The 21926-nt window shown below is 45.3% G+C and carries 20 protein-coding genes; 10 read left to right on the top strand and 10 right to left on the bottom strand.

Going from position 1 to position 21926, the window contains the following annotated elements:
- Window positions 1-108 precede the first annotated feature (108 nt).
- The 4 genes from queC to queF all read left to right on the top strand — a co-directional run bounded on the left by queC (window position 109) and on the right by queF (window position 2938).
- Window positions 109-792 carry a 7-cyano-7-deazaguanine synthase QueC gene (gene queC, locus PPM_RS05565; RefSeq protein WP_013369760.1) on the top strand — a complete coding sequence of 228 codons (684 nt, stop codon included), beginning with the start codon at window positions 109-111 and terminating at the stop codon, window positions 790-792.
- On the top strand, window positions 785-1276 hold the full coding sequence (gene queD, locus PPM_RS05560; protein WP_013369759.1) for a 6-carboxytetrahydropterin synthase QueD: 492 nt from the start codon (window positions 785-787) through the stop codon (window positions 1274-1276). The genes queC and queD overlap by 8 nt, the downstream gene beginning before the upstream one ends.
- A complete protein-coding gene (queE, locus tag PPM_RS05555; RefSeq protein WP_013369758.1) occupies window positions 1269-2066 on the top strand; it encodes a 7-carboxy-7-deazaguanine synthase QueE in 798 nt (265 codons plus the stop codon). The genes queD and queE overlap by 8 nt, the downstream gene beginning before the upstream one ends.
- Window positions 2067-2440: 374 nt before the next feature.
- On the top strand, window positions 2441-2938 hold the full coding sequence (gene queF, locus PPM_RS05550; protein ID WP_013369757.1) for a preQ(1) synthase: 498 nt from the start codon (window positions 2441-2443) through the stop codon (window positions 2936-2938).
- Between the two features lie 129 nt (window positions 2939-3067).
- Here the strand turns inward: queF and PPM_RS05545 are convergent, their stop codons facing one another.
- The 5 genes from PPM_RS05545 to PPM_RS05525 all read right to left on the bottom strand — a co-directional run bounded on the left by PPM_RS05545 (window position 3068) and on the right by PPM_RS05525 (window position 11231).
- Window positions 3068-3901: an AraC family transcriptional regulator gene (locus PPM_RS05545; RefSeq protein ID WP_013369756.1), complete on the bottom strand. Its 834-nt coding sequence runs from the start codon at window positions 3899-3901 to the stop codon at window positions 3068-3070.
- A 216-nt stretch (window positions 3902-4117) separates the two neighbouring features.
- Window positions 4118-5509: a glycoside hydrolase family 32 protein gene (locus PPM_RS05540; protein ID WP_013369755.1), complete on the bottom strand. Its 1392-nt coding sequence runs from the start codon at window positions 5507-5509 to the stop codon at window positions 4118-4120.
- Window positions 5502-7760, bottom strand: coding sequence for a beta-glucosidase BglX (gene bglX / locus PPM_RS05535; RefSeq protein ID WP_013369754.1), 2259 nt, complete (start codon window positions 7758-7760; stop codon window positions 5502-5504). Before bglX ends, PPM_RS05540 begins: the two co-directional genes overlap by 8 nt.
- Window positions 7761-7778: 18 nt before the next feature.
- Window positions 7779-9185: a sucrose-specific PTS transporter subunit IIBC gene (locus PPM_RS05530; RefSeq protein ID WP_013369753.1), complete on the bottom strand. Its 1407-nt coding sequence runs from the start codon at window positions 9183-9185 to the stop codon at window positions 7779-7781.
- A 276-nt stretch (window positions 9186-9461) separates the two neighbouring features.
- Window positions 9462-11231 (bottom strand): acid phosphatase, encoded by a 1770-nt coding sequence (locus PPM_RS05525; RefSeq protein WP_013369752.1) that lies wholly within the window; start codon window positions 11229-11231, stop codon window positions 9462-9464.
- Window positions 11232-11518: 287 nt separating this feature from the next.
- Between PPM_RS05525 and PPM_RS29885 the strand changes: the two genes are divergently transcribed.
- From PPM_RS29885 to PPM_RS05505, 3 genes are all read left to right on the top strand, one after another.
- Entirely contained in the window at window positions 11519-11932 is a 414-nt protein-coding gene (locus PPM_RS29885) for a hypothetical protein (protein WP_014599526.1), read from the top strand.
- Complete coding sequence (locus tag PPM_RS29880) at window positions 11929-12210, top strand: hypothetical protein (protein WP_228392887.1); 282 nt, start codon at window positions 11929-11931, stop codon at window positions 12208-12210. The genes PPM_RS29885 and PPM_RS29880 overlap by 4 nt, the downstream gene beginning before the upstream one ends.
- A 207-nt stretch (window positions 12211-12417) precedes the next feature.
- Window positions 12418-13686 (top strand): MFS transporter, encoded by a 1269-nt coding sequence (locus tag PPM_RS05505; protein WP_013369750.1) that lies wholly within the window; start codon window positions 12418-12420, stop codon window positions 13684-13686.
- Between the two features lie 112 nt (window positions 13687-13798).
- Here PPM_RS05505 and PPM_RS05500 read toward each other — a convergent pair whose 3' ends face one another.
- On the bottom strand, window positions 13799-14722 hold the full coding sequence (locus tag PPM_RS05500; RefSeq protein WP_013369749.1) for an EcsC family protein: 924 nt from the start codon (window positions 14720-14722) through the stop codon (window positions 13799-13801).
- Window positions 14723-14852: 130 nt separating this feature from the next.
- Here PPM_RS05500 and PPM_RS05495 point away from each other — a divergent pair, with 130 nt between their 5' ends.
- On the top strand, window positions 14853-15329 hold the full coding sequence (locus tag PPM_RS05495; RefSeq protein ID WP_013369748.1) for a GNAT family N-acetyltransferase: 477 nt from the start codon (window positions 14853-14855) through the stop codon (window positions 15327-15329).
- A 62-nt stretch (window positions 15330-15391) separates the two neighbouring features.
- On the opposite strand, the gene PPM_RS05490 is transcribed toward PPM_RS05495, so the two are convergent.
- Window positions 15392-15817 (bottom strand): Lrp/AsnC family transcriptional regulator, encoded by a 426-nt coding sequence (locus PPM_RS05490; protein WP_013369747.1) that lies wholly within the window; start codon window positions 15815-15817, stop codon window positions 15392-15394.
- 158 nt (window positions 15818-15975) lie between these two features.
- Here PPM_RS05490 and PPM_RS05485 point away from each other — a divergent pair, with 158 nt between their 5' ends.
- The gene (locus PPM_RS05485) at window positions 15976-16728 is read left to right on the top strand and encodes an MBL fold metallo-hydrolase (RefSeq protein ID WP_013369745.1); all 753 of its coding nucleotides are present in this window, start codon (window positions 15976-15978) and stop codon (window positions 16726-16728) included.
- Between the two features lie 79 nt (window positions 16729-16807).
- Window positions 16808-17713, top strand: a complete 906-nt coding sequence (locus PPM_RS05480; RefSeq protein WP_013369744.1) for a glucose 1-dehydrogenase — start codon at window positions 16808-16810, stop codon at window positions 17711-17713.
- A 104-nt stretch (window positions 17714-17817) separates the two neighbouring features.
- Here the strand turns inward: PPM_RS05480 and mmsB are convergent, their stop codons facing one another.
- From mmsB to chvE, 3 genes are read right to left on the bottom strand one after another with little or no spacing between them, the layout of a single operon-like run.
- The gene (gene mmsB / locus PPM_RS05475; protein WP_013369743.1) at window positions 17818-18981 is read right to left on the bottom strand and encodes a multiple monosaccharide ABC transporter permease; all 1164 of its coding nucleotides are present in this window, start codon (window positions 18979-18981) and stop codon (window positions 17818-17820) included.
- Window positions 18965-20515, bottom strand: coding sequence for a multiple monosaccharide ABC transporter ATP-binding protein (gene mmsA / locus PPM_RS05470; protein WP_013369742.1), 1551 nt, complete (start codon window positions 20513-20515; stop codon window positions 18965-18967). The genes mmsB and mmsA overlap by 17 nt, the downstream gene beginning before the upstream one ends.
- A gap of 32 nt (window positions 20516-20547) precedes the next feature.
- Window positions 20548-21633 (bottom strand): multiple monosaccharide ABC transporter substrate-binding protein, encoded by a 1086-nt coding sequence (gene chvE, locus PPM_RS05465; protein WP_013369741.1) that lies wholly within the window; start codon window positions 21631-21633, stop codon window positions 20548-20550.
- Window positions 21634-21926 lie beyond the last annotated feature (293 nt).

Below are 21926 nucleotides of genomic sequence, written 5' to 3'. Positions count from 1 at the left end.
TGCGGGGCAAGGCCTGTTTTTTGTTGAAGCCGGTTCAAGAACTCTCTTTCTTCCACGTGACAAGACGCTGTGTCTTACACCATTCCAAGAAGATCGAGAGGTTTTTTTATGTTTACAAACGAAAAAGCAGTCGTCGTATTCAGCGGCGGCCAAGACAGTACAACCTGTTTATTTTGGGCAAAAAAACATTTTGCCGAAGTAGAAACTGTGACGTTCGATTACGGTCAACGCCACAAGCAGGAAATCGAAGTTGCCGCCGGAATCGCCAGCGAGCTGGGTGTTCCGCAAACGGTACTGGATATGAGCCTGCTCAACCAACTTGCCCCGAATGCCCTCACACGCACCGACATTGACATTACTCAAGAGGAAGGCGAACTGCCTAGCACATTTGTTGACGGTCGTAATCTATTGTTCCTGAGCTTCGCAGCAGTTCTCGCCAAGCAAAAAGGAGCGCGCCATATCATTACAGGCGTTTGCGAGACAGATTTCAGCGGCTATCCCGATTGCCGGGATTCCTTTATTAAATCGCTGAACGTCACACTGAACCTTTCGATGGACTATCCCTTTGTGATTCATACCCCGCTCATGTGGTTGAACAAGGCCGAAACCTGGCAAATGGCCGATGAGCTGAAAGCTTTTGAATTTGTAAGAACCCGTACACTAACGTGCTATAACGGCATCATTGGCGATGGCTGTGGCGAATGTCCTGCTTGCAATCTCCGTCGTGCCGGACTCGAGCAGTATCTCGCAGTGCGCGGAGCTTCCTCCCAAGGAGTTGAAGGTCATGCGTGAGCCAGGTACCTTTCGCATTGTCGACAAGCTCCAGCAGTTCGGGACAGACATTGAGCGTTCTCAGCTGCGTTATCACCGCAAGCGTGTACTTGTTAGCAAACAATTTACGTTCGATGCAGCACACCATTTGCACTGTTACGAAGGCAAATGCAAAAATCTGCACGGACATACTTATATCGTCGTATTTGGCATAAGCGGAATACCGGGAGAAACAGGTCTAACGCTGGATTTTGGTGATATCAAAACAATCTGGAAAGAGCGAATTGAGCCTTTTCTGGATCACCGTTACTTGAATGAGACGCTTCCTCCAATGAATACAACGGCGGAAAATATGGTCGTCTGGATCTTTGAACAAATGGAGTCTGCCTTGACCTCGGATGCATACTGCAATCGTGTTGAAGGTGGACGTACCGAATTTGTAAGGTTGTTCGAGACACCTACCAGCTACGCCGAGTTCCGACGGGAGTGGATGTTCGATGAGTAATACCGTAAATGCTAATACCGTAACTACTCACCAACCTACGACAACTCTCGATAGGGCTAAAGCAGCCCCTATTCCTGTACTTGAGGTGTTTGGTCCCACCGTTCAGGGCGAAGGTATGGTCATTGGTCGTAAAACGATGTTTGTTCGTACCGCAGGCTGCGACTACCATTGCTCATGGTGCGACTCCGCCTTTACCTGGGACGGCAGCGCCAAGGATCAAATTCGACGTCTGAGTGCCACAGATATTTGGCAGGAACTAAAGTCCATCGGCGGCGAACGGTTCTCGCATGTGACCCTTTCCGGAGGCAATCCTGCCCTGCTGCCACAGCTTGGGGCGCTGATTACCCTGCTACGCAGTCAAGGCATTGCCACCGCTGTCGAAACACAAGGCTCCCGTTGGCAGGAATGGCTGTACGATATCGATGAAGTGACCTTATCCCCGAAGCCGCCCAGCTCTGGCATGACGACCAACTGGGAGGTGCTGGATGATATCGTAACCCGTCTATCAAACCAAAGGATGGCTGGAGCATGCAGCCTGAAGGTTGTCATCTTCAATGACACCGATCTCGCCTATGCCCGCACCATTCACGAGCGCTATCCACATATACCGTTGTTCCTCCAGACGGGTAATCCAGATGTGAACACGGAGAACACCGGACAGATTGCGGAGTCCCTGCTCCATCGTTATGAATGGCTTATCGACCGTGTCATGGACGATTCCCGACTAAACGATGTAAGAGTACTCCCACAGCTCCACACCCTCGTATGGGGCAACAAACGCGGCGTATAACGCGTATATGTAATATATTCCGTATGAGCTGTATGTGATACACAAGATACACCAAATTAGTCGAAGTGCACCCTCGACACCCAAAGCCATATAAAAAGAGAGAAACGCTCGTCCGCGAGGACGGGGTTTCACAATAAAATATCGCTCCTTAAATATAAGGAGCGAAATTCCATTTCTGCCCAACCCACATGTAAACGGGTAGGGACTTTATGGTGTTGACGGCGGTCAGCAGCGGAGCGGAGGATTTGAAGCTGGAGAAGCGTTAGCGATCGGAAGCTCAAATCCTTCGCGAAGCGTCGCCTAACCGAACCTCCCCACCATAACTCCCTCTCCCTTTTACCAAACTAAACCAACTTTAAGGAGCCTCACTCAACATGACCGGAAGAAAACCTGAAGAACTGACCGACGTTACCCTACTTGGCAATCAAGGCACACAATACACTTTTGCCTATGATCCCGCCATTCTCGAAAGCTTTGATAATAAACACCCGTACCGCGATTATTTTGTAAAATTCAATTGTCCAGAGTTCACCAGCCTGTGCCCGATCACAGGACAACCTGATTTTGCAACCATCTACATCAGCTACATTCCTGATATTAAAATGGTTGAAAGCAAGTCCCTTAAGCTGTACCTGTTCAGCTTCCGCAACCACGGTGATTTCCATGAAGACTGTGTCAATATCATCATGAATGACTTGATTAAGCTGATGGACCCTCGCTACATTGAAGTATGGGGCAAGTTCACGCCACGCGGCGGCATCTCGATCGACCCGTACACTAACTACGGCAAGCCGGGAACGAAATATGAGCAAATCGCAGAGCATCGTATGATGAACCATGATATGTATCCAGAGACGGTGGATAATCGTTAGGCTGATCCTCTCTGTGCACTTGCATACAAATAAACAAGGGGCTGTCCCAAAGGTCATAAAATGACTCAGGGACAGCCCCCATTTTCTAGTCTGTTGAAATCATCCATAAAAGGATTACGCTTGTGTCGTTTACACACTCAGATCAAATTTTGATTTTTTATATTCATAAGGGGTTTTACCCATAACTTCCTTAAAAGCTTTTCTAAACGATTTTTCGTTGGGAAAGCCCGCCTCGTAAGAAATTTCTGTAAGTGACTTATTCGTTGTTTCCAATAAATCGATTGCTTTTTCCAGACAAAGAATTTGCTTGTACTCCGTAAACGTCTGACCTGTATATTCATGAAACATTCTCGACAAATACGCCTCTGAATAGCCGCAGATTCGGGCTGTTTTCGCCAGACTAATATTTTCGGCGTAATGCTCTTTAATAAAATCCATGATCGTCTTTATCTTTCGCTGCTTTTCGCTAAATACCTCTGGCTGTATGTCTGCTGTCTGACTAAAATGATTAACGAGCAAATACTTAAGCTCAATAATTCGGCTTTGCTCTAAAATATAGTCATATTTCCCTTTGGAAATATGCAGGTTATATATATCCATAAATAACTCTCTTAATTTAGAAAGTATAGTATGTTCAACTTGTCTCTCTTGCGTGTTTAATTGGATGAATACTTGTTCATTGGCAAAAAAGGTAGCTGGAAATTGCAATACAACAACTTGGTTTTCCGTAATACTTTGGGTGGAGTGCGGTACATTGCTATTAATAAAAAGTGCATCCTTTTCCTTCAAAATGGTTATCTTTCCTTCATGCCACACTTTGAGGCTTCCACTTGTACAATAGATTAATTCCATATTGCTGTGAAAATGCATGGGGATGACTCTTTCTGTATCTGTCGATTGAAACATAAAGAGGTTAATCATTTTTCTTCTGTCTATTTCAATATGTTCATAAATTTTTTTCATACGACACCTCATCAACCAGCTATGAGTAATCAACAGTAATTTATATTCAGTCATATACTCTAATACTCATACTATACCGATAGTAAAATGCCTACACAAGCTGAAATCTCTTCAGCCGACTAAGACAAAAAAAGGCAGTTCTTCTCGCAAACGGAGAATGAACAGCCTTTCCTTGCCTGTTTGTAGCTCTGCAGGTGAAAGATAAAAAATATCGTTTTAATGATTGATTATGGCTCCACATTCCTGCAGCTGATAAATCTCAATTTCTCCTTCATTATCTCCTGCATCAAGCATCACACTGCGCTGTTCCGTATCTTCCAAGAAATAACGCAGAGAAAATACTTCCTCGCCTTCGTTCACAAAAATCTCCAGACTTGAGCTTTCTATAAATATTTGCATGTCTACAAGTTGATTGGCTAATGTTGCTTTTCTGTACTCCCTCTGGTTCGTCAACCAGTTGGTTCTCCATACGGTTAAACTGTTTTCTTCTGAATCATAGTCAATTTCCACAGCATTTCTCACTATCATTTTGAAGTTCTCTGTAAGCTTCGAAAAATGAACAATACATTCCACCTGCAAGGAAGGCAGCATCCAAACCCCATTTTTGTGAATGTTCTCCTTAGAATGCACACCATCCAATCTTAACAACTGTAATTCCGATAATGGTTTCTGGTATAGCACACCGTTAGACAACACTATTTCTCTAGGAAGGGTCAGCGCATGAATCCAGCCTTCCTGAATGGTTGGAACAGCCCTCTCTGCTTCTTCATTCATGGCACTCATCCATCCGAACATAATGGTTCTATCATTCACCTTAAATGATTGTGGCGCGTAGAAATCAAACCCCCGATCAAGCTCTTTGAAATGGGCAAGATTCCCGCTAAATTTTCCTGTATCCATGAATTTCCCAACAATATATCCCGATTGGTTAGGGTTTCTATAATATTCGCCTGCTTCCGGTAAACCCTGAGGAGAGAAGACAAAAATATCATTTTCCGCAAATTGAAGTAGATCAGGACATTCCCACATATATCCGAACTCATGATCATGATCCAAAAATGATCCTTGGTATTCCCAATCAGACAAATCTGCAGATTTGTAGATAAGCGTTTCTCCAGTCAGGTCCTCTCTTTGAGCGCCCAAGATCAGCCACCAGCTCCCGTTCCGATCTCTCCATACTTTCGGATCTCGGACATGTCTGGTATAGCCTTTGGGATGTTCGAACAAAGGGCCCATTTTCTGAAAATGCTCCCCATCCTCCGAAATGGCTGCGCATTGATAGCTTTCCTTGACTCCATCATTTCTGATTACATTTCCTGTGTAAAACAGATACAGCTTTTCATCATGAACTATAGCGCCTCCAGAATAAATGCCATCCTTGTCATACCATTCCGAAGGCTCCAGTGCTACACCTTTTCTTTGCCAATGCACCAGATCGCTCGAAACAACATGGCCCCAGCATTTATTTCGATGTTCGGTTCCTTGGGGGTTCCACTGATAGAAGACATGATATTGTTGATTGAAAAAGGCAAGTCCATTAGGATCATTTAATAGCCCGTAAGGAGGAATAATATGATATTTAAGATGATAAGCGTCGCTTTTATTCATGTTTATCCTCCGGTAACAAAGTAAAACTAAAGCTTAGCAAAATGTCTTGTGAGCTTGAACCGATATAAACCTCAAATTCGCCTGGCTCACTCTTATACTCCATTTCACGTCCATAAAATTTAAGCATGTCCTCATCCACTGAAAATTCCACAATTGTAGTCTCGCCGCTTTGTAAAAATACTTTTTTAAAGTCTTTTAATTCTTTAACGGGTCTTGCAACACTTGCAAATTTATCGCGAATATATAATTGAATCGTTTCTTTCCCAGCATACGTTCCAGTATTGGATACAGAAATACGGATATCCACTGACTCATTTGTTTTCATTTCCTTTTGGCTGACGGTTAACAGACTGTATTCAAATGAGGTATAGGATAGGCCATAGCCAAACGGATACAAGGGTTCGTTCACTTCATCTATATATCGGGACGCAAAGCGATAAGAGCCATTTTCCTTTAAATTCGGTCTTCCTGTATTCAGCTCATTGTAGTATACCGGAATTTGTCCGACGCTACGTGGAAAGGTCATCGCTAATTTCCCAGACGGATTTACTTCCCCATACAGTATATTGGCCAGCGCTTCTCCGCCCATCGTTCCCGGATACCAGGCCTGAACAATGGCGTCCACTTTTCCAGCAACATCGGTAAGGATCAAAGGTCTTCCACTATATACGATCAGAACAATCCTTTTGCCCAATAAGCTTAATTCATGAAGTAGTCTCAATTGCGGCTCTGGAAGCGTCGGATTCGTTCGTGATCCACCTTCTCCGCTCTGATAAATACTTTCTCCCAAGGCAAGGACTATGACTTCTGCTTCATTTGCATTCCTAATGGCTTCTTGCAGTAGAACTTCCTCGGAACCTGTTTCAACAGCCAGCTTGTCCGCATATTTATCGAACGTTTCCCTTGCATCAGGAGGTAGCAGATAACTTCCTCTGCATACCGAGAGATTGTCGGAGCCAACAAGCTGTAACAACCCTGTTTTCAAATTTATAGTGTCTGTCTGCTCTCCCTTAATCGCCCACATGCCCAAGGTAGAATTTTCTTCTGCATAGGGACCCATTAAAGCTACCTTCGTTTCCTTTGACAACGGCAATACATTATTTTCATTTTTCAGCAGCACAACGGATTCTTCTGCCAAGGACAGTGCCGCTTGTTTATGTTCGTCTGACAGAATACTGCTTGTTGAACGTTTAACGATTTCCTGTAATCCGCGGTATGGGTCCTCGAACAGCCCCAAATCATTTTTCAGCTTTAAGACACGATATACAGCTTCATTCAGAAGCTCCAGCATATAGCTATTATCAGATATTACATCTTTCAATTGATTAGCGTACACTGCCGTCTTCATATCCACATCTACACCTGCCAACAATGCCAGCCTAGCGGCGGAAGCCTCGTCTTCGGCATAACCATGCATGATTAACTCTTCAATAGCGGCGTAATCCGAGATCAATACACCGTCAAAATTCATTTCCTGTCTTAGTACATCACGGTTAAGCCACTCGTTTCCAGTCGCAGGGATACCATTCAACGTATTAAAAGCCGTCATGACAAGCTTGGCACCCGCTTCTATTGCAGCTTGATATCCAGGCAAATAATATTCTCGCAATGCATGCTCCGATAGATCCACGGCATTGTATTCACGTCCGGCGACAGGCGCTCCATAAGCAGCAAAATGTTTGACGCAAGCGGCAATTTTATTGGCTGGCACGGCTGTGCTTTCCAAGTTGCTGCCCTGGATTCCCAGAACTACGCTCTGGGCATATTTCTTTGCCAACAATGTATCCTCTCCGGGCGATTCCATCACCCGCCCCCAGCGAGGATCTCTAACCATATCTACCATAGGGGAAAAGGTTACATGAATGCCTTCATCGTAGCATTCCTGAGCAGCAATCGAAGCCGCATTCTCTATCTCCTCATAGTTCCAACTACATGCTTGAGCAATCGGAATCGGAAAAATGGTTCGGTATCCGTAGATAATATCTGCCATGAATAACAGCGGAATTTTATGAACCGATTTTTCCAAATAATCGGTTTGCAACCGGATTATTTTTTCCGGGTTGGTGATGTTTAATATGAAGCCCGTATTATAAATATTATAATCCGTATTTAGCCCTAGTTTTTTCAAAGGGCCCGTCACAACCGTATCCATGTCACCTTCAAAAAAATCACCGGTTAGTTGGATGAGCTGGCCGATTTTCTCTTCTATTGATAGGCTGTTCAATTTTTCAAGCAATGTTTTGTTGTCCATGATTTTCTCCACTAAATTTTATTTGTTCTCTATTTTTTCTTTAAATCCAAAGATCCACGTCAACGCAAATGCTACACCAAAACCGATTACACAAACTAAAGCATACAGAAAAATTTGATTATTCAGATACAATAACAAACCAGGTATAGCTGTAATCGACATACCTGTTGCTTGAACATTAAAGATACGTGCGAAGAATCCTCCAACCGCTCCCCCAATCAAGCCCATCACGAATGGTTTGCCATATCGAATGTTCACCCCAAAAATAGCGGGTTCTGTAATGCCGAGCAGTGCAGACACGGCAGACGGGTAGGCAATAGATTTGGTTTTTAATCTTTTGGATTTCAAGCCGACAGCTAACGCCGCACCCGCTTGTGCACAAATAGATGCCGAACTGATCGGGTTAACCATATTCCAGCCGCCATCCACCAGCATCTGTATTTCGATCAGGTTCAACGCATGGTGCAGTCCGGTAACGACAATAATCTGATTAATGCCTCCATAAATAAATCCGCCAATGCCAAACGGCAACTTCAAAATAGCTGTAACTGCCGATAATATTAAAACCTCTACTTCATGGAAGATGGGACCAATCACGAACAAGCCCAGTACCAGTGTGAGCAATAATGTCAGAAACGGTGTCAAAATCAAGTCCAGTGCTTCGGGAACGGATTTCCTGATTCTCTTCTCCATCATCGCTCCCACGATCCCTATAATGAACGCCGGCAGAACTGAACCCTGATAGCCTGCGATTTTGATGAAGCCCAAAAATAAAAGAGGTTCCTTCACATGTTGAGCGACATCCCAGGATGTAGGTAAAGAAGGACTTACCAGCATGAGTCCGAGCAATATCCCCAAGATCGGCGACCCGCCAAATACTCTGAACGCTGACCAGCATACCAGCACAGGCAAAAAGGCAAACGCGGTATCGGTCAGTATTTGTGTAAATAATATGAAATTCGCAGAAATATCATCCGGTGTAAGTCCAAATAACTGAAGCAGTGCAGGCTGAGTTACCAAGCCCCTAACTCCCATAAACAATCCGGTAGCTACCAATGCTGGGATAATGGGAACAAATACATCTCCGAAAACCCGGATCATTCTTTTGAAAAAGTTGTCATCTTGTGTTGAGGCCTTCTCTTTCAGCTCTGCCTTTGATGTAGCAGATACGTTCTGGCCGACCATTGCTTCGTAAACCTTGTTCACGGTACCGGTTCCAAAAATAATTTGATATTGTCCGGAGGTAAAAAACACCCCTTTTGCCTTATCAATATTCTCAATAAATTCATCATCAATAATGTCCCTGTCTTTTACAATCAATCTCAACCGTGTAGCACAATGTGCCATAGAAATAATATTGTCTTCTCCGCCAAGCCCTTTAATGACATCCTGGGCTATTTTAACGTATTCTTTCTCAAGACTCATCAGTCTTCTTCCTTTCCTCTGTTCCTCTTAGTTAGTCTGTACCTTTAAAACTTGGACTAATATGCTTCTTAAGAATAACATGACTGCGCTTTCAAACAGCGCGATTATTTTACTACATTAAGGTCAAATTTTGACCTCTTTATACCCTTGGCTATAAATAACTCTGAGAAATGGACTTTTTACGGGAACAAAAAATGCACCTTAAGAATGGGCACTGGATAACTTCATGGTTTATCCGGTGTATTCCAAAGGTGCACCTTAAATTGTCCTATTTGGTTACTTCGTGACTTTTAACTGAACACTATTGGCTGTATAGACAACCTTCACTTTATAATTGCTTGGTAGACCTGCTGCTTCAATGGAAGAGAATGCCCCATTGCGTTTACCGTAGGTTAAAATGGTGGCACCGCTAGCTGGTACATATTTGTTAGAAAAATTCAGGCGTAATTTCCCGTTAAGTTGTGCTGTTCCCTTAATTTTAAGTACGTCATTTTTACTGCCTAGGTTGAGTTCAAGTTTTCCCTTGGCAGTTTGTTTGTAATTCCCGCCAACAATCAGCTTTCCAGAATTGTTTTTAAGAAGAGTTCCCCCGTTATTCGTAACTGCACCACTTCCGAAAGCTGCCTCCGAATTACCTTCGAGTATGCCTTGATCGATCTGTGTACCGCCGGAATAAACATTGCTACCCATAAGCTTCAACGTACCTGTTCCCTTTTTAGTCAACTTTCCAACACCGGAAATATTGTTGCGCCAGCGATCCAATGCGTTGAAACCACCTTTGGAGGCGTCCATATTTACTGTAACATTATTGACGAAAGCACCATAGCCATCCGCGGCGGAAAACAGGTTCAATCGGCCCCATCCTTCGGCATCGTCAAGCACAGGATAGCCGGAAGGAATCCCCGTGGTAGCCAATACCCAACGGCGTTGTGTGCTGTCAAGGTAAGGTAGGCGTGTCTCCAACAGCACCTCCGCTCCCTTAGGCACTGTCATTGGCTTCGTCGTTGGATTAATCGGGCTGAATCCGTACGTTAATCGTTGATTATAATTTTTCTTGTTTGTAGCATAGTTGCTGAAACGATCTAGGGCTGTACCTTTTTGGGACAGCAATTGTTCATGAGCATCCTGATGAGCTGCTTTCTTCAAGCTGCTATTGGCTGGATCAGACAGGATGGACGCAGCCATCGCTGTTGCCATGACACGTCCTCCCATGACATCAAGTGGTGAATGCATACCAGCAACAACACGATTATTGCCCAGCTCCGAAGCTCGTGTCAGTAATTCCTGATAACGCTCCGGCATGGCATAGGCCATGGCAATAGAACTGAGATACGCAGCATTGGTATGACCGCTAGGAAAGCCGCCATCATTAGTAGCATCAGATTTGAGAGCGGGGATCAGACTTGGAACAACTACTGAATTATCACTCCAGCGAAACGGACGAGGATAACTAAAGTAAGACTTAGCCGGGTTCGTCGTAGAGTAGTCCCCGCGCAAGGTATTGACCAAATTCACGACGTTGCCGAGACTGGAACTTGTATCCCCTGCGTTTGTTCCCTCATCTTCATATTTTTTAGTTGTAGCATCGGCCGGGACGTCGTTGATTGTTGTCGTGGCGCCTGCCTTCTTTCGATATACATCAGTGAGCGAACCCAGACCGTCGATTACACTGTAGCTCTGATTTCGACGATCATCCAAATAAGCCGCATCGGCCTCACTGGAAGTGCGACGGGCAGCGATATCAATTACTTTTTGAATATTAGCATCCAGTACATTGCTGTTTAGCTTGGTGCCCGTGTCCCAGGTAGCGCCGGGAGTCCAAAGCCTATTAAATTCAGAGAGCAGCCCGAGAGTCGGATTGGAGCTTTCCGTCTTATTAGCAGCACTATTATTTTTATAATGATCTACAAAATATCCCCATGACGGTTCTGTTGGAGTTACTGTCGTTGGCAGCGTGGCCGCACTCGCATAACTTCCACCTAGAGAACCTAGAAGTAAAGGTAGAGATAATAATGCCACTGATAGTGGTTTTCTTAGCAATTTCATTCTCAAATCAGATCCTCTCTTGTCTTGTGCTCTTCGTACTGCTTCTACGTAGCTATTGTCTATACAACAAGTTGTATGACATAAAGAATCATATCTTAAGTTTGTTAAATAAAGAGCTTAGTTTTGTTAAATTCTTCTTGTTTATTTATATGTAAAAGGAATATCAGCAACATTCAACATAGAAATAGTTTTATGGTGTTTGTAATACTTTCACCATGTTGATGTGTCCTTATGATCAATATAGTTGGAGCAGTAGAGCATAAAATTTAATTAAGGTAGGTTGTCTTATGAACGAGGAAACTATTGCTTTCAAGTGTGGAGCGTGTCAACAGGTACCAGATAAACCCCTATTAGAAAACAAAGATTTTGAGATTGTAGCCATCGAAGATACTATGGACTGGGCAGATTTCAAACATGATACTCCAGATCTAAATAGTGAGATATGGGAAAGAGCATTGAACCCCCCGGCAGAAGGTGACTTAAAAAAAGTACAAGTATATTTTCCTTTTCATATGTCCGTTGGAGAAACTTTTTGGACTTTATTCAGACCTGACCTGCTTATTCACATTTTAATGGTTGGGAAGAACAACCTGATGAGATCAGCTTCTCTGCGTTTATTAAATGTAGATTTGAAGACATCATATCCAAAAATGAAAAAAGAGCTTGGATCCATGTCAGAGTGGAGCAAGTCCTTTTTTTGAAAAATGTATGTAATGAAATGCCGCCCCGTGATGGAACAGGATATTTGGATTCATTTCATATGTTTGGAGAGGCTCAGCTGTTTCAATACAAGGATTGGATTCTTCTTGATGCAAACGCACAAAGTAATCTTGGGATTTGGGCATTAATTAAAAGAGTTAAGGATGATAACCATTTAGTAGCATATGGCGAATGGGAATTTCATTCCAATATAGTCTACTGTGGAAATCTAATAATCCCTGAAGACGAGTTGAACCCATTTATGCATGTTAGAGATTAAAATGATAAGTAAAGGATATCTTATACAGATACAATGCACTCAGTGCAAGATAATCTATTGTGAATTAGAGGATCGAGTAATAAAGAGTATCCAGCAGAATGGGCAAGCAGCGATGAGTAAAGGGGGACTTTATCCCACTTTCAGCCATTTGCTGCAAACGGATTGCTTCCTATATCTTAAAATATACATACATATCCGGAGGTTGCCATGACTACTAAATCTGCTACAAAAAAAGAAACGGGCCAATCGCTCCCCCTCCAGGGGCCGCAAGCGAAAGGCACCGTTTTTGCGATTCTGATTGCGATCAGTTTCGTCCATCTGTTCAATGACTCGATTCAATCGGTCATTCCAGCGATCTTTCCGATCTTGAAGGAATCTATGAGCCTGAGCTACACGCAGATCGGCTGGATTTCATTCGCCATCAACTTTACAGCTTCAATTATGCAGCCTGTAATTGGCTTGTTTTCGGACAAACGGCCTACGCCCGCTATCCTTCCTATCGGTATGGGCTTTACGCTCACTGGTATGCTGCTGCTCGCCTATGCAGCCGATTATAAAGCGGTGCTAATCGCAGTCATCTTCGTGGGTTTAGGCTCAGCTGCCTTTCACCCCGAAGGCTCGCGTGTATCCCATATGGCGGCAGGATCACGCCGGGGATTGGCACAATCCATTTTCCAGGTCGGCGGCAATGCAGGTCAATCGCTGGCACCGATGCTCACAAGCTGGATTTTTATCCCGTTGGGGCAGTTTGGCGCTATCTGGTTCACAGGCATTGCGGCAGCCGGAATTGTAGTGCAATCATTCATTGCCCGCTGGTACGGTAACGTCCTGCGTACAGAAGGCATTGCACGCAAAAAAACGGCGACACGCCGCATGAAACCCGAAGTGCGCAGCCGTATTATGTTTGCCATGATTGTCCTCATTCTGCTGGTATTTGTTCGTTCGTGGTATTCGACCTCGATCGGCAGTTACTATTCGTTTTACCTGATGGAAGTATTTAAAATGCCATTGGCTGACGCACAGCTGTACATTTTCCTGTTCCTCGGAGCTGGAGCGCTGGGCACCTTTTTTGGCGGCCCGCTGGCAGACCGTTTTGGTAAACGCAATATGATTTTTCTGTCCATGGTATTAGCTGCACCGCTGGCGCTGCTATTGCCTTATGCCAACCAATTCTGGACGGCGATCCTGCTGGCGATTATCGGATTTATTATGTTGTCCAGCTTTTCGGTCACAGTCGTATATGCACAGATGCTCGTGCCTGGCAAAATCGGGACGGTGTCCGGTCTCATTACAGGCCTGGCTTTTGGTCTGGGCGGTGTGGGCGCACTCGTGCTCGGCAATTGGATCGACAAAGTAGGCATCACCAACATCATGTTCCTGTGCGGCTTTTTGCCACTGCTCGGCATTTTAACCTTCTTACTTCCTACAGACAAAACCCTGAATCGCTGGGCGGAAGAAAATGGAGTCGAAGTGTAACAGGCAACCGTGTGGCGGCCATCATTGGCCGCTGCACACCTTCATAAACAACTAACTCAAGCTACATTCCTCATTTCTACCCCATTCTTCATCTCTCCTCTATTCCTTACTTCTACTCCAACCCATTCTCTACTTCTGCTAAACGCTTTAAAATACGACGCTTCCGATACAGCATTTTCCCCGCTTCAGCTACGTCACTAATCGCACTGCGATTGGCAATGGAGCCAAACAAAATGCCTGCAATCGGGACCATTTGCAGCAGCTTTTTCCATCCAAACTGATCGCGATAGGTGTTAATGACCTCTTTCCATCCCTGCATCTGGGAAAAAACCTGTGCCTGACGTGAAGGATCATCGAACAAGGCCAGTTCCTCTAATACAGCCTTTTTACCCACAATATCGGATGAAGCAAATTGCATACATTTAATAATAAAAATGCGTTCCTGCTTATCATGGGGGTTAAAGCCATAGCACAAAGCGATTTCCTGAAGCACCTTGAGTGACAAGCCGAGCAAAATAGGGATATCCGCCGCAATTGTAAATACACCGCCAATCCCCGTGGTTGCTCCCTGAGCGGTGGCAAAGGTAATGCGTCCCGACGTCATATCGTCCGCAGTCTGATCCATGATCGTTAGTGGGAGCTCTGCCGCCTGCTTCAAATCCCACGTGGATTCCTCACTATGCTCCGCATCTGCATTTTCCCCGGCACGGAGCTGATCCTCCGGATCCGAGGCGAAATCTGCACCATTTTGCTGAATTATATATTCACGGGCCGTCTTGTTTAACTTGCTCAGAACTGTTTCTTCTTTCACCAAATATTTGCCGCCATTCTGAATGAAGCTGCCCATCTCATTAAGCAGTTGCTCCAGCTTGTCTTTAATGATTTTGGGCGTCAGTCGATCCAGCAGCATAAAGGGCCATCTGCCGATTTTTTCCCAGAAAAAAATATCCTTCTGCTCCTTCTCCCACTTCTCAATATGCTTCAGCTCTTGGTGCAATACATCCTGACTTTCCCGATATTCTATAAGCTGCTTCATAAGCGTAGACGTCTCCTTTTGACTATGCTAGTTTATGTATGGATAATACGTAAGTAAGGCGAGTTCAGGTTTCTTTTTTTAGCAACGAGATGTATAGTAAGTTGAAATTTGTACAGATCGGAGTGTAATGATGAATAATGTAGAGCTTGTCCCTTACCATTGTGAGCATGATGCTATTTTACATACCTTTTATTTGCCTGAGGTGCAGAAGCAATTTACTGGAATGCCAGCTGAAATGCTGGCACTAGCCAAGGAAGACCCACACCGCCATCCCGTCGTCATTACGGCTACTGGAAGGCCGGTTGGATTTTTCATTTTATACGATGGAGATGAATTAGCAGACTATACGAATACTTCTGAGGCACTGTTGCTACGTGCGTTTTCTATTCATTATGCAGATCAGGGACAAGGGTTCGCTAAACAAGGGCTGCTTCTGCTACCACAGTTCATCTCTAGACACTTTCCACATATTCGCGAGATTGTACTGGGCGTCAATGCCCGTAATCAAGCTGCCCAAAATCTGTATCTCAAATGCGGCTTTATCAATGAAGGTAACACTAAAATGGGACAACACGGCTTACAGCATATTTTTAAAATGAGCCTATAACGCTGACTTCAATTGCCCTCGTAAACAAAAGCTTTCGGCACAAATGCCGAAAGCTTTTACTATTAAATTTCACCAATGGAAAAGCTCAATTTGTAGTTACCAAACTTCGTAAGTTCATCCAGCATGGTATTTAACTCTGACTGTGATGACATGCGCACCCGCATCCAATAACAGCCTTCCCCACTTACCCGATGGATTTCGACAATAGAGGGATGCTCCCGTGCAAAAGTCTGAAAAGCACTGTGAGTCGTTCCTGAATTTAAAAATACCGTAATAAAGGCATGAATCGTCTGCCCAATTTTCTCCGGGTTCCAGCGCAGTGTATAGCCTTCAATAATACCTGCATCCTGCATTTTTCGAACACGTGTCCCTACTGCTTGGCCTGTCAAATGAACAAGCTGACCAATCTCCTTGTGCGTTAAAGAGCTGTCTTCAATTAAATGATGAAGAATGCGCAGGTCGGTGTCATCAGGTACGAATAGTTCCATAGTTATTTTTCCTTTCATGATGAAACGAGAATGCTGGTTTTCCTTTCAGCAGGCCGTAGCCTGCATCTTCTTGCGTCAGATATGATTGTAGCAGAAACAAAGAACGGCCGAAAATACACTCGGTCAAAAAACATTTACGATTAAAGGAGCTTCTATATATGAAAATCACACTAATCCGCAACGCAACCTTATGGATCGAATACGCTGGAGTAAAATTTCTGATTGATCCGATGCTGAGTGATGCTGGCCTAAATCCACCAGTTCCCAATACGGAAAACACTTTCCGCAATCCGCTGGTTCCCTTGCCACCACAATGGCAGACGCTTGGACAGCCTGACGTGGTCATCGTCACGCATTTGCATCCAGACCATTGGGACCCGGCGGCAGTACGCTGGCTGGACAAACAAATTCCTGTCTTCTGCCAGCCCGGAAATGAAGAACAAATCATGGCTGACGGTTTTACACAGGTTACTCCGATTTCGGTGGCTGGCTCAGTCGGGAAAATCGAGATTACCCGTACAACCGGGCATCACGGTACCGGAGAAATCGGGGAACAGATGGGAGCCGTATCTGGCTTTGTATTTCAGGCTCCAGGTGAGCCTGTCGTCTATGTGGCCGGGGATACCATTTGGTGCAGTGAAGTCGCGGAAGCACTGGATAAATTCCGCCCTGACTGGACGATCGTGAACGCTGGAGGAGCGCGGTTTACGGTGGGTGATCCCATTATTATGACTGCCCAAGATGTAACGGCTGTTGCACAGCATGCCCCTTACACACAAGTCGTTGCTGTCCATATGGAAGCAATCAACCATTGTGTACTGACTCGCTCCGAGCTTACGGAACATATCAATCGTGAAGGTCTGGAGAAGCGTGTCCATATTCCGGCAGATGGAGCAACGATTTCGGCATAAGGTGATAACTCCCGATTCACCGTTTGCGCCTATTTCGAATATATTGGATTTCAAAACGCCTAAAAGAAGGGATTATTAAATGAATTGCCAATATCAATATCCTTATTATGGTAAAGAAACCCAATGTAAAGAAGTTCCGATTGCTTTTCCTCCCCAGCATCAATATAGACAGCCGGGGTTGGAATACCTGGTGGTTCCACGCCCTATATTTGATAATCCAAAGTATATCGGCACGGGAAAGCTTCAGGATCGGGTGGCTATTATTAGCGGCGGGGACAGCGGCATTGGTCGCGCGGTTGCAGTGGCTTTTGCCAAGGAAGGAGCCGATGTGGTCATTGCCTATCTCGATGAGCATCGAGATGCTATGGAAACCCGTGATGTCATTCACAGGCTTGGCCGACGTTGTTTGTTAATTCCGGGTGATCTAAGGCTAAGAAGCAACTGCTGTCTGGTTGTTCAAAAAACGATGGAAACCTTCGGTCGTATTGATATCCTCATTAATAATATGGGTGTTCAGTTTGTGCGCGAATCGTATCTGGATATCAGTGAACAGCAGCTTCGTGACACGTTTGACACGAATATTATTTCGTTCTTCCATATGACTACAGAAGCCTTGCCGTATATGCGGGCTGGGGCCAGCATCGTCAATACGGCATCGGTTACAGCCTATGTTGGGCAAAAGAATCTGATTGACTATTCAGCTACCAAAGGAGCCATTGTCAGCTTCACGCGTGCTTTGGCTAATAATCTGGTCGATCAAGGTATTCGCGTGAATGCCATTGCTCCCGGTCCGATCTGGACTCCGCTGAATCCGGCCACACAGTCGCCTGAAGTCATTCGTACCTTTGGCAGCAATACGCCGATGAAGCGGGCCGGGCAGCCTTATGAATTGGCTCCTGCCTATGTCCTGCTGGCTTCGGATGATGGCTCCTACATTACCGGCCAGACGCTGCATGTGAACGGCGGACAAATGGTGACGACTTAGTTGGGTTAGCTGATAGCCATAAACCTAACAAAGCAAAAACCTCCAGCAGCCACAATTTCAAGTGGGACTGGAGGTTTGCTTATTTTACAATATTGAATATAAGCTTAAACTGATCTTTTGTTTTTGTTGTAAATATCGAAGGCAACCGCCAGCAGCAGTACCAAGCCCTTGATGCCTTGCTGCCAGTCAATACCGAGGCCGATCAGAGACATACCGTTATTCAGTACGCCCATAACCAAACCACCGATAATGGCTCCAAAAACCGTGCCGATCCCGCCTGACGCCGAAGCTCCACCAATAAAGCAAGCTGCGATGGCATCCAGTTCAAAGTTCGTACCCGCTCTCGGCGTAGCCGCGTTCAGACGTGCAGCAAAGATGAGACCGGAAATGGCAGCCAATACGCCCATGTTGACAAATACCCAGAATGTTACTTTTTTCGTTTTAACACCGGACAGGCCCGCTGCCTTTTCATTTCCACCCAATGCATACACATGACGACCCATAATCGTACGGTTCATGACAAAGGAGTATACCACGATCAGGATGAACAGCAGGACAAGAATGTTCGGTATCCCCGCATAGCTCGCGAGCATGAAGGTGAACAGATTAATCACAGCAGCCACTACGATCAATTTGAGTACAAATAACGCCTGTGGTGGAACCTCAAATCCATATTTAAGCTGAGAACGGCGTTCACGAAGTTCATTCACAATAAACCATACCGTAAGAGCAATGCCGACAATGATGGATACTAGGTTATAACCGGTAGCTGAAAAATCCGGCAGGAAACCTGAACTGATTTTCTGAAATCCTCCCGGGAAAGGAGAGATCGACTGGCCTTCCAACACGATCATTGTTAATCCGCGGAAGAGCAGCATCCCCGCCAAGGTCACGATAAATGCCGGAATCCGTACATAAGCGACCCAGAACCCTTGCCATGCCCCAATTAACGCTCCGACCAGCAAAGCTGCAATCACAGCGATCCACGCTGGAAGCTGCCAATCGACCATCATAATGGCGGCAACCGCACCGACAAAAGCGGCTATGGAGCCGACGGACAAGTCAATATGCCCAGTGATGATAACCAGCACCATCCCGATGGCCAGCACGAGAATGTAGCTGTTTTGCAAAATCAGATTGGTAATATTAATCGGCTTCAACAGCAAGCCGCCTGTCAGCACCTCGAACAAGATCATAATGACGACCAGCGCAATCATCATTCCATATTGGCGGATGTTATTTTTAAATAGTTTAGTTATGGTTTCCATGCTTCACGCCTCCTGACTTGGTCATATATCTCATCAACGTTTCCTGCGATGCGTCCTCACGGCTAACCTCTCCGGTGATCCGCCCGGCATTCATGACATAAATCCGGTCACACAAGCCTAGTACCTCTGGCAGCTCAGACGAAATGACCAGCACACCCTTACCCTCAGCGGCAAGTCGATGAATGATCGTGTAGATTTCATATTTAGCACCCACATCTATGCCGCGCGTCGGTTCATCTAGAATCAGAATATCCGGTCCGGCAAAAATCCATTTGCTCAGTACTACCTTCTGCTGATTACCGCCACTCAGATTACCGGTTTTCTGTAAAATGCTCGGCGCTTTGATGTTCATGCTTTTTTTCATTTCCTCTGCAACGACGACTTCCTCCTGCTCATTGACCACAGCGCCTTTCGTCAGCTTGCTCAGACCGGTCAACGAAATATTGCGCTTGATATCATCCATTAAAATGAGGCCATACTCCTTGCGATCCTCCGTCACATAGGCAAAACCGTTGTTAATCGCGTCCGTAACCGTGTTGTTCTGGATCGGCTTACCGTCCTTAATCAGTTGACCCGAGATATTGCGTCCGTATGACTTGCCAAAGATACTCATCGCCAGCTCGGTCCGTCCTGCTCCCATCAGCCCGGCAATACCGACAATTTCACCGCTGCGAATATTCAGATTCACCTGATCCAGCACCTTGCGGTCTGCATGATGCTCGTGATACACCGTCCAGTCCTTCACTTCCAACACAACTTTGCCAATCTTGGCATGACGCTCTGGATAACGGCTGGTCAAATCGCGTCCAACCATCCCGCTAATGATCCGATCCTCTGTGACCTCATCCTTTTTCATATCCAGCGTCTCAATCGTCTTCCCATCTCGCAAAATCGTAATCGAATCCGACACCTTTGCGACCTCATTCAGCTTGTGGGAGATGAGAATGCAGGAAATGCCCTGTTTTTTAAACTCCAGCATCAAATTAAGCAGATTTTCACTATCATCCTCATTCAATGCCGCTGTCGGTTCATCCAGAATAAGCAGCTTTACCTTTTTAGAGAGCGCTTTCGCAATTTCGACCAGCTGTTGCTTGCCGACCCCGATGTTCGTAACCAATGTATTGGGATTTTCACTCAAACCGACCTTAGACAGCAGATCGCGTGTCCCCACAAAAGTCTCTTTCCAATCAATCACACCGCCGCTAGCGCGCTCGTTGCCCAGATATATATTTTCCGCAATCGAGAGATACGGGATCAATGCCAGCTCCTGATGGATAATGACGATGCCCAATTCCTCACTCTGCTTGATATCCTTGAACTCACACGTTTTGCCTTGGAAAATAATATCCCCTTCGTAGGTTCCATGCGAATATACACCGCTCAGTACCTTCATTAGCGTCGACTTGCCCGCACCGTTCTCGCCGCACAGCGAGTGAATCTCGCCTTCCTTGACCTTGAGATTTACATTTTCCAATGCCTTTACGCCAGGAAAGGTTTTGGTAATTCCCTTCATTTCCAAAATGATTCCAGTCATGGGATACGCTCCTTTCGGTTGGATTCTTACTCTTATTTGAGACCAATTTGCTCTTTGGTGTAATAGTGACTGCCGACAATATCCTTCTCCACATTCGTCCGATCCACCGAGATCGGATCAAGCAAGTACGCAGGAATTACCTTTTTACCGTTGTTATAGGATTTAACGTCATTCACTTTCGCTTGCTTGCCCTGTAAAATGCTGTTGGCCATCACGACCGTTTGCTCAGCCAGCTTGCGGGTGTCCTTAAATATGGTTTGGGTCTGCTCACCAGCCACAATAGATTTAATTGAAGCCAGTTCTGCATCCTGTCCCGTGATGATCGGCAGTGGCTTATTCGCAGATCCATATCCGACCCCTTTGAGGGATGAAATGATACCGATACTAATGCCGTCATACGGGGAGAGCACCGCGTCCAGATTGGCCCCTGAATAGTAGGCACTCAGCAGATTATCCATCCGCGACTGTGCTAAAGCTCCGTCCCATCGCAGCGTAGCGATCTGTGCCATCGTCATCTGCTTGCTGCGCACAACCAGCTTGCCGGAATCAATGTATGGTTTAAGTACGGACATCGCACCATTAAAGAAGAAGTATGCGTTATTATCATCCGGTGATCCGCCGAACAGCTCGATATTGAAAGGGCCCTTGCCTTCTTTGAGGCCCAGCTTCTTCTCAATATATGCCGCCTGTAACACGCCCACCTTGAAGTTATCAAAAGTCGCATAATACGTCAGATACGGTGTGTTGCGAATCAGACGGTCGTAAGAAATGACTTGAATCCCTTGGTCGTGTGCCTTCTGAATTACATCCGTCAGCGTGTTCCCATCGACCGAAGCGATGACCATTACATTGACGCCCTTGGTGATCATATTTTCGATTTGGGAAATTTGATTTTCCACCACATCCTCGGCATACTGTAAATCCGTTTTATAGCCTTGCTCCTGAAACAACCGAACCATATTCTCCCCGTCCCCTACCCAACGCTCGGACGATTTGGTCGGCATGGAAATACCCACATAGCCTTTTTCCTTGCTGCCCGTTCCACTCTCCGCCAGATTGCAGGCCGAAAGCATCAGGGCCAAAACCAGAAGCCAAACAACAACAGCTCCTTTTTTCATATGAAGTTCCCCTTTCCTCATGTGATGCAGGTCATTTGAAGGTAAGGATTTTGTAAAATCCTCAGGTCAGTGCTAATTAGACTAGAAGTTAGATAGCGCTTACATAAGTGAGGCAATGAGTACCTCTCCTTTTTTTATGTGCAAACACATGGTATCATTCCAGGCTGGGGAAGGTCTTTGCAGGTTTTGAACTTTTTTTATAAAATTTTAACCTTTGTGTGGGGGAAGGTATTACTTTAATAAAAAACAATGAGGGGCAATGGAGGGTAGTTGCAATTGATTGAAAAGCTATT

Origin of the sequence: Paenibacillus polymyxa M1, from assembly GCF_000237325.1 — a bacterium.
GTDB classification, from domain to species: domain Bacteria; phylum Bacillota; class Bacilli; order Paenibacillales; family Paenibacillaceae; genus Paenibacillus; species Paenibacillus polymyxa_C.
The sequence above is the reverse complement of the archived record's forward strand: the minus strand, read 5'-3'. Positions and strand labels throughout refer to the sequence as shown.

Excerpts from the sequence above, each read along its gene's own strand:
- queC (WP_013369760.1), top strand. The coding sequence starts at position 109 with ATGTTTACAAACGAAAAAGCAGTCGTCGTATTCAGCGGCGGCCAAGAC.
- queD (WP_013369759.1), top strand. The coding sequence starts at position 785 with ATGCGTGAGCCAGGTACCTTTCGCATTGTCGACAAGCTCCAGCAGTTC.
- queE (WP_013369758.1), top strand. The coding sequence starts at position 1,269 with ATGAGTAATACCGTAAATGCTAATACCGTAACTACTCACCAACCTACG.
- queF (WP_013369757.1), top strand. The coding sequence starts at position 2,441 with ATGACCGGAAGAAAACCTGAAGAACTGACCGACGTTACCCTACTTGGC.
- PPM_RS05545 (WP_013369756.1), bottom strand. The coding sequence starts at position 3,901 with ATGAAAAAAATTTATGAACATATTGAAATAGACAGAAGAAAAATGATT.
- PPM_RS05540 (WP_013369755.1), bottom strand. The coding sequence starts at position 5,509 with ATGAATAAAAGCGACGCTTATCATCTTAAATATCATATTATTCCTCCT.
- bglX (WP_013369754.1), bottom strand. The coding sequence starts at position 7,760 with ATGGACAACAAAACATTGCTTGAAAAATTGAACAGCCTATCAATAGAA.
- PPM_RS05530 (WP_013369753.1), bottom strand. The coding sequence starts at position 9,185 with ATGAGTCTTGAGAAAGAATACGTTAAAATAGCCCAGGATGTCATTAAA.
- PPM_RS05525 (WP_013369752.1), bottom strand. The coding sequence starts at position 11,231 with ATGAAATTGCTAAGAAAACCACTATCAGTGGCATTATTATCTCTACCT.
- PPM_RS29885 (WP_014599526.1), top strand. The coding sequence starts at position 11,519 with ATGAACGAGGAAACTATTGCTTTCAAGTGTGGAGCGTGTCAACAGGTA.
- PPM_RS05505 (WP_013369750.1), top strand. The coding sequence starts at position 12,418 with ATGACTACTAAATCTGCTACAAAAAAAGAAACGGGCCAATCGCTCCCC.
- PPM_RS05500 (WP_013369749.1), bottom strand. The coding sequence starts at position 14,722 with ATGAAGCAGCTTATAGAATATCGGGAAAGTCAGGATGTATTGCACCAA.
- PPM_RS05495 (WP_013369748.1), top strand. The coding sequence starts at position 14,853 with ATGAATAATGTAGAGCTTGTCCCTTACCATTGTGAGCATGATGCTATT.
- PPM_RS05490 (WP_013369747.1), bottom strand. The coding sequence starts at position 15,817 with ATGGAACTATTCGTACCTGATGACACCGACCTGCGCATTCTTCATCAT.
- PPM_RS05485 (WP_013369745.1), top strand. The coding sequence starts at position 15,976 with ATGAAAATCACACTAATCCGCAACGCAACCTTATGGATCGAATACGCT.
- PPM_RS05480 (WP_013369744.1), top strand. The coding sequence starts at position 16,808 with ATGAATTGCCAATATCAATATCCTTATTATGGTAAAGAAACCCAATGT.
- mmsB (WP_013369743.1), bottom strand. The coding sequence starts at position 18,981 with ATGGAAACCATAACTAAACTATTTAAAAATAACATCCGCCAATATGGA.
- mmsA (WP_013369742.1), bottom strand. The coding sequence starts at position 20,515 with ATGACTGGAATCATTTTGGAAATGAAGGGAATTACCAAAACCTTTCCT.
- chvE (WP_013369741.1), bottom strand. The coding sequence starts at position 21,633 with ATGAAAAAAGGAGCTGTTGTTGTTTGGCTTCTGGTTTTGGCCCTGATG.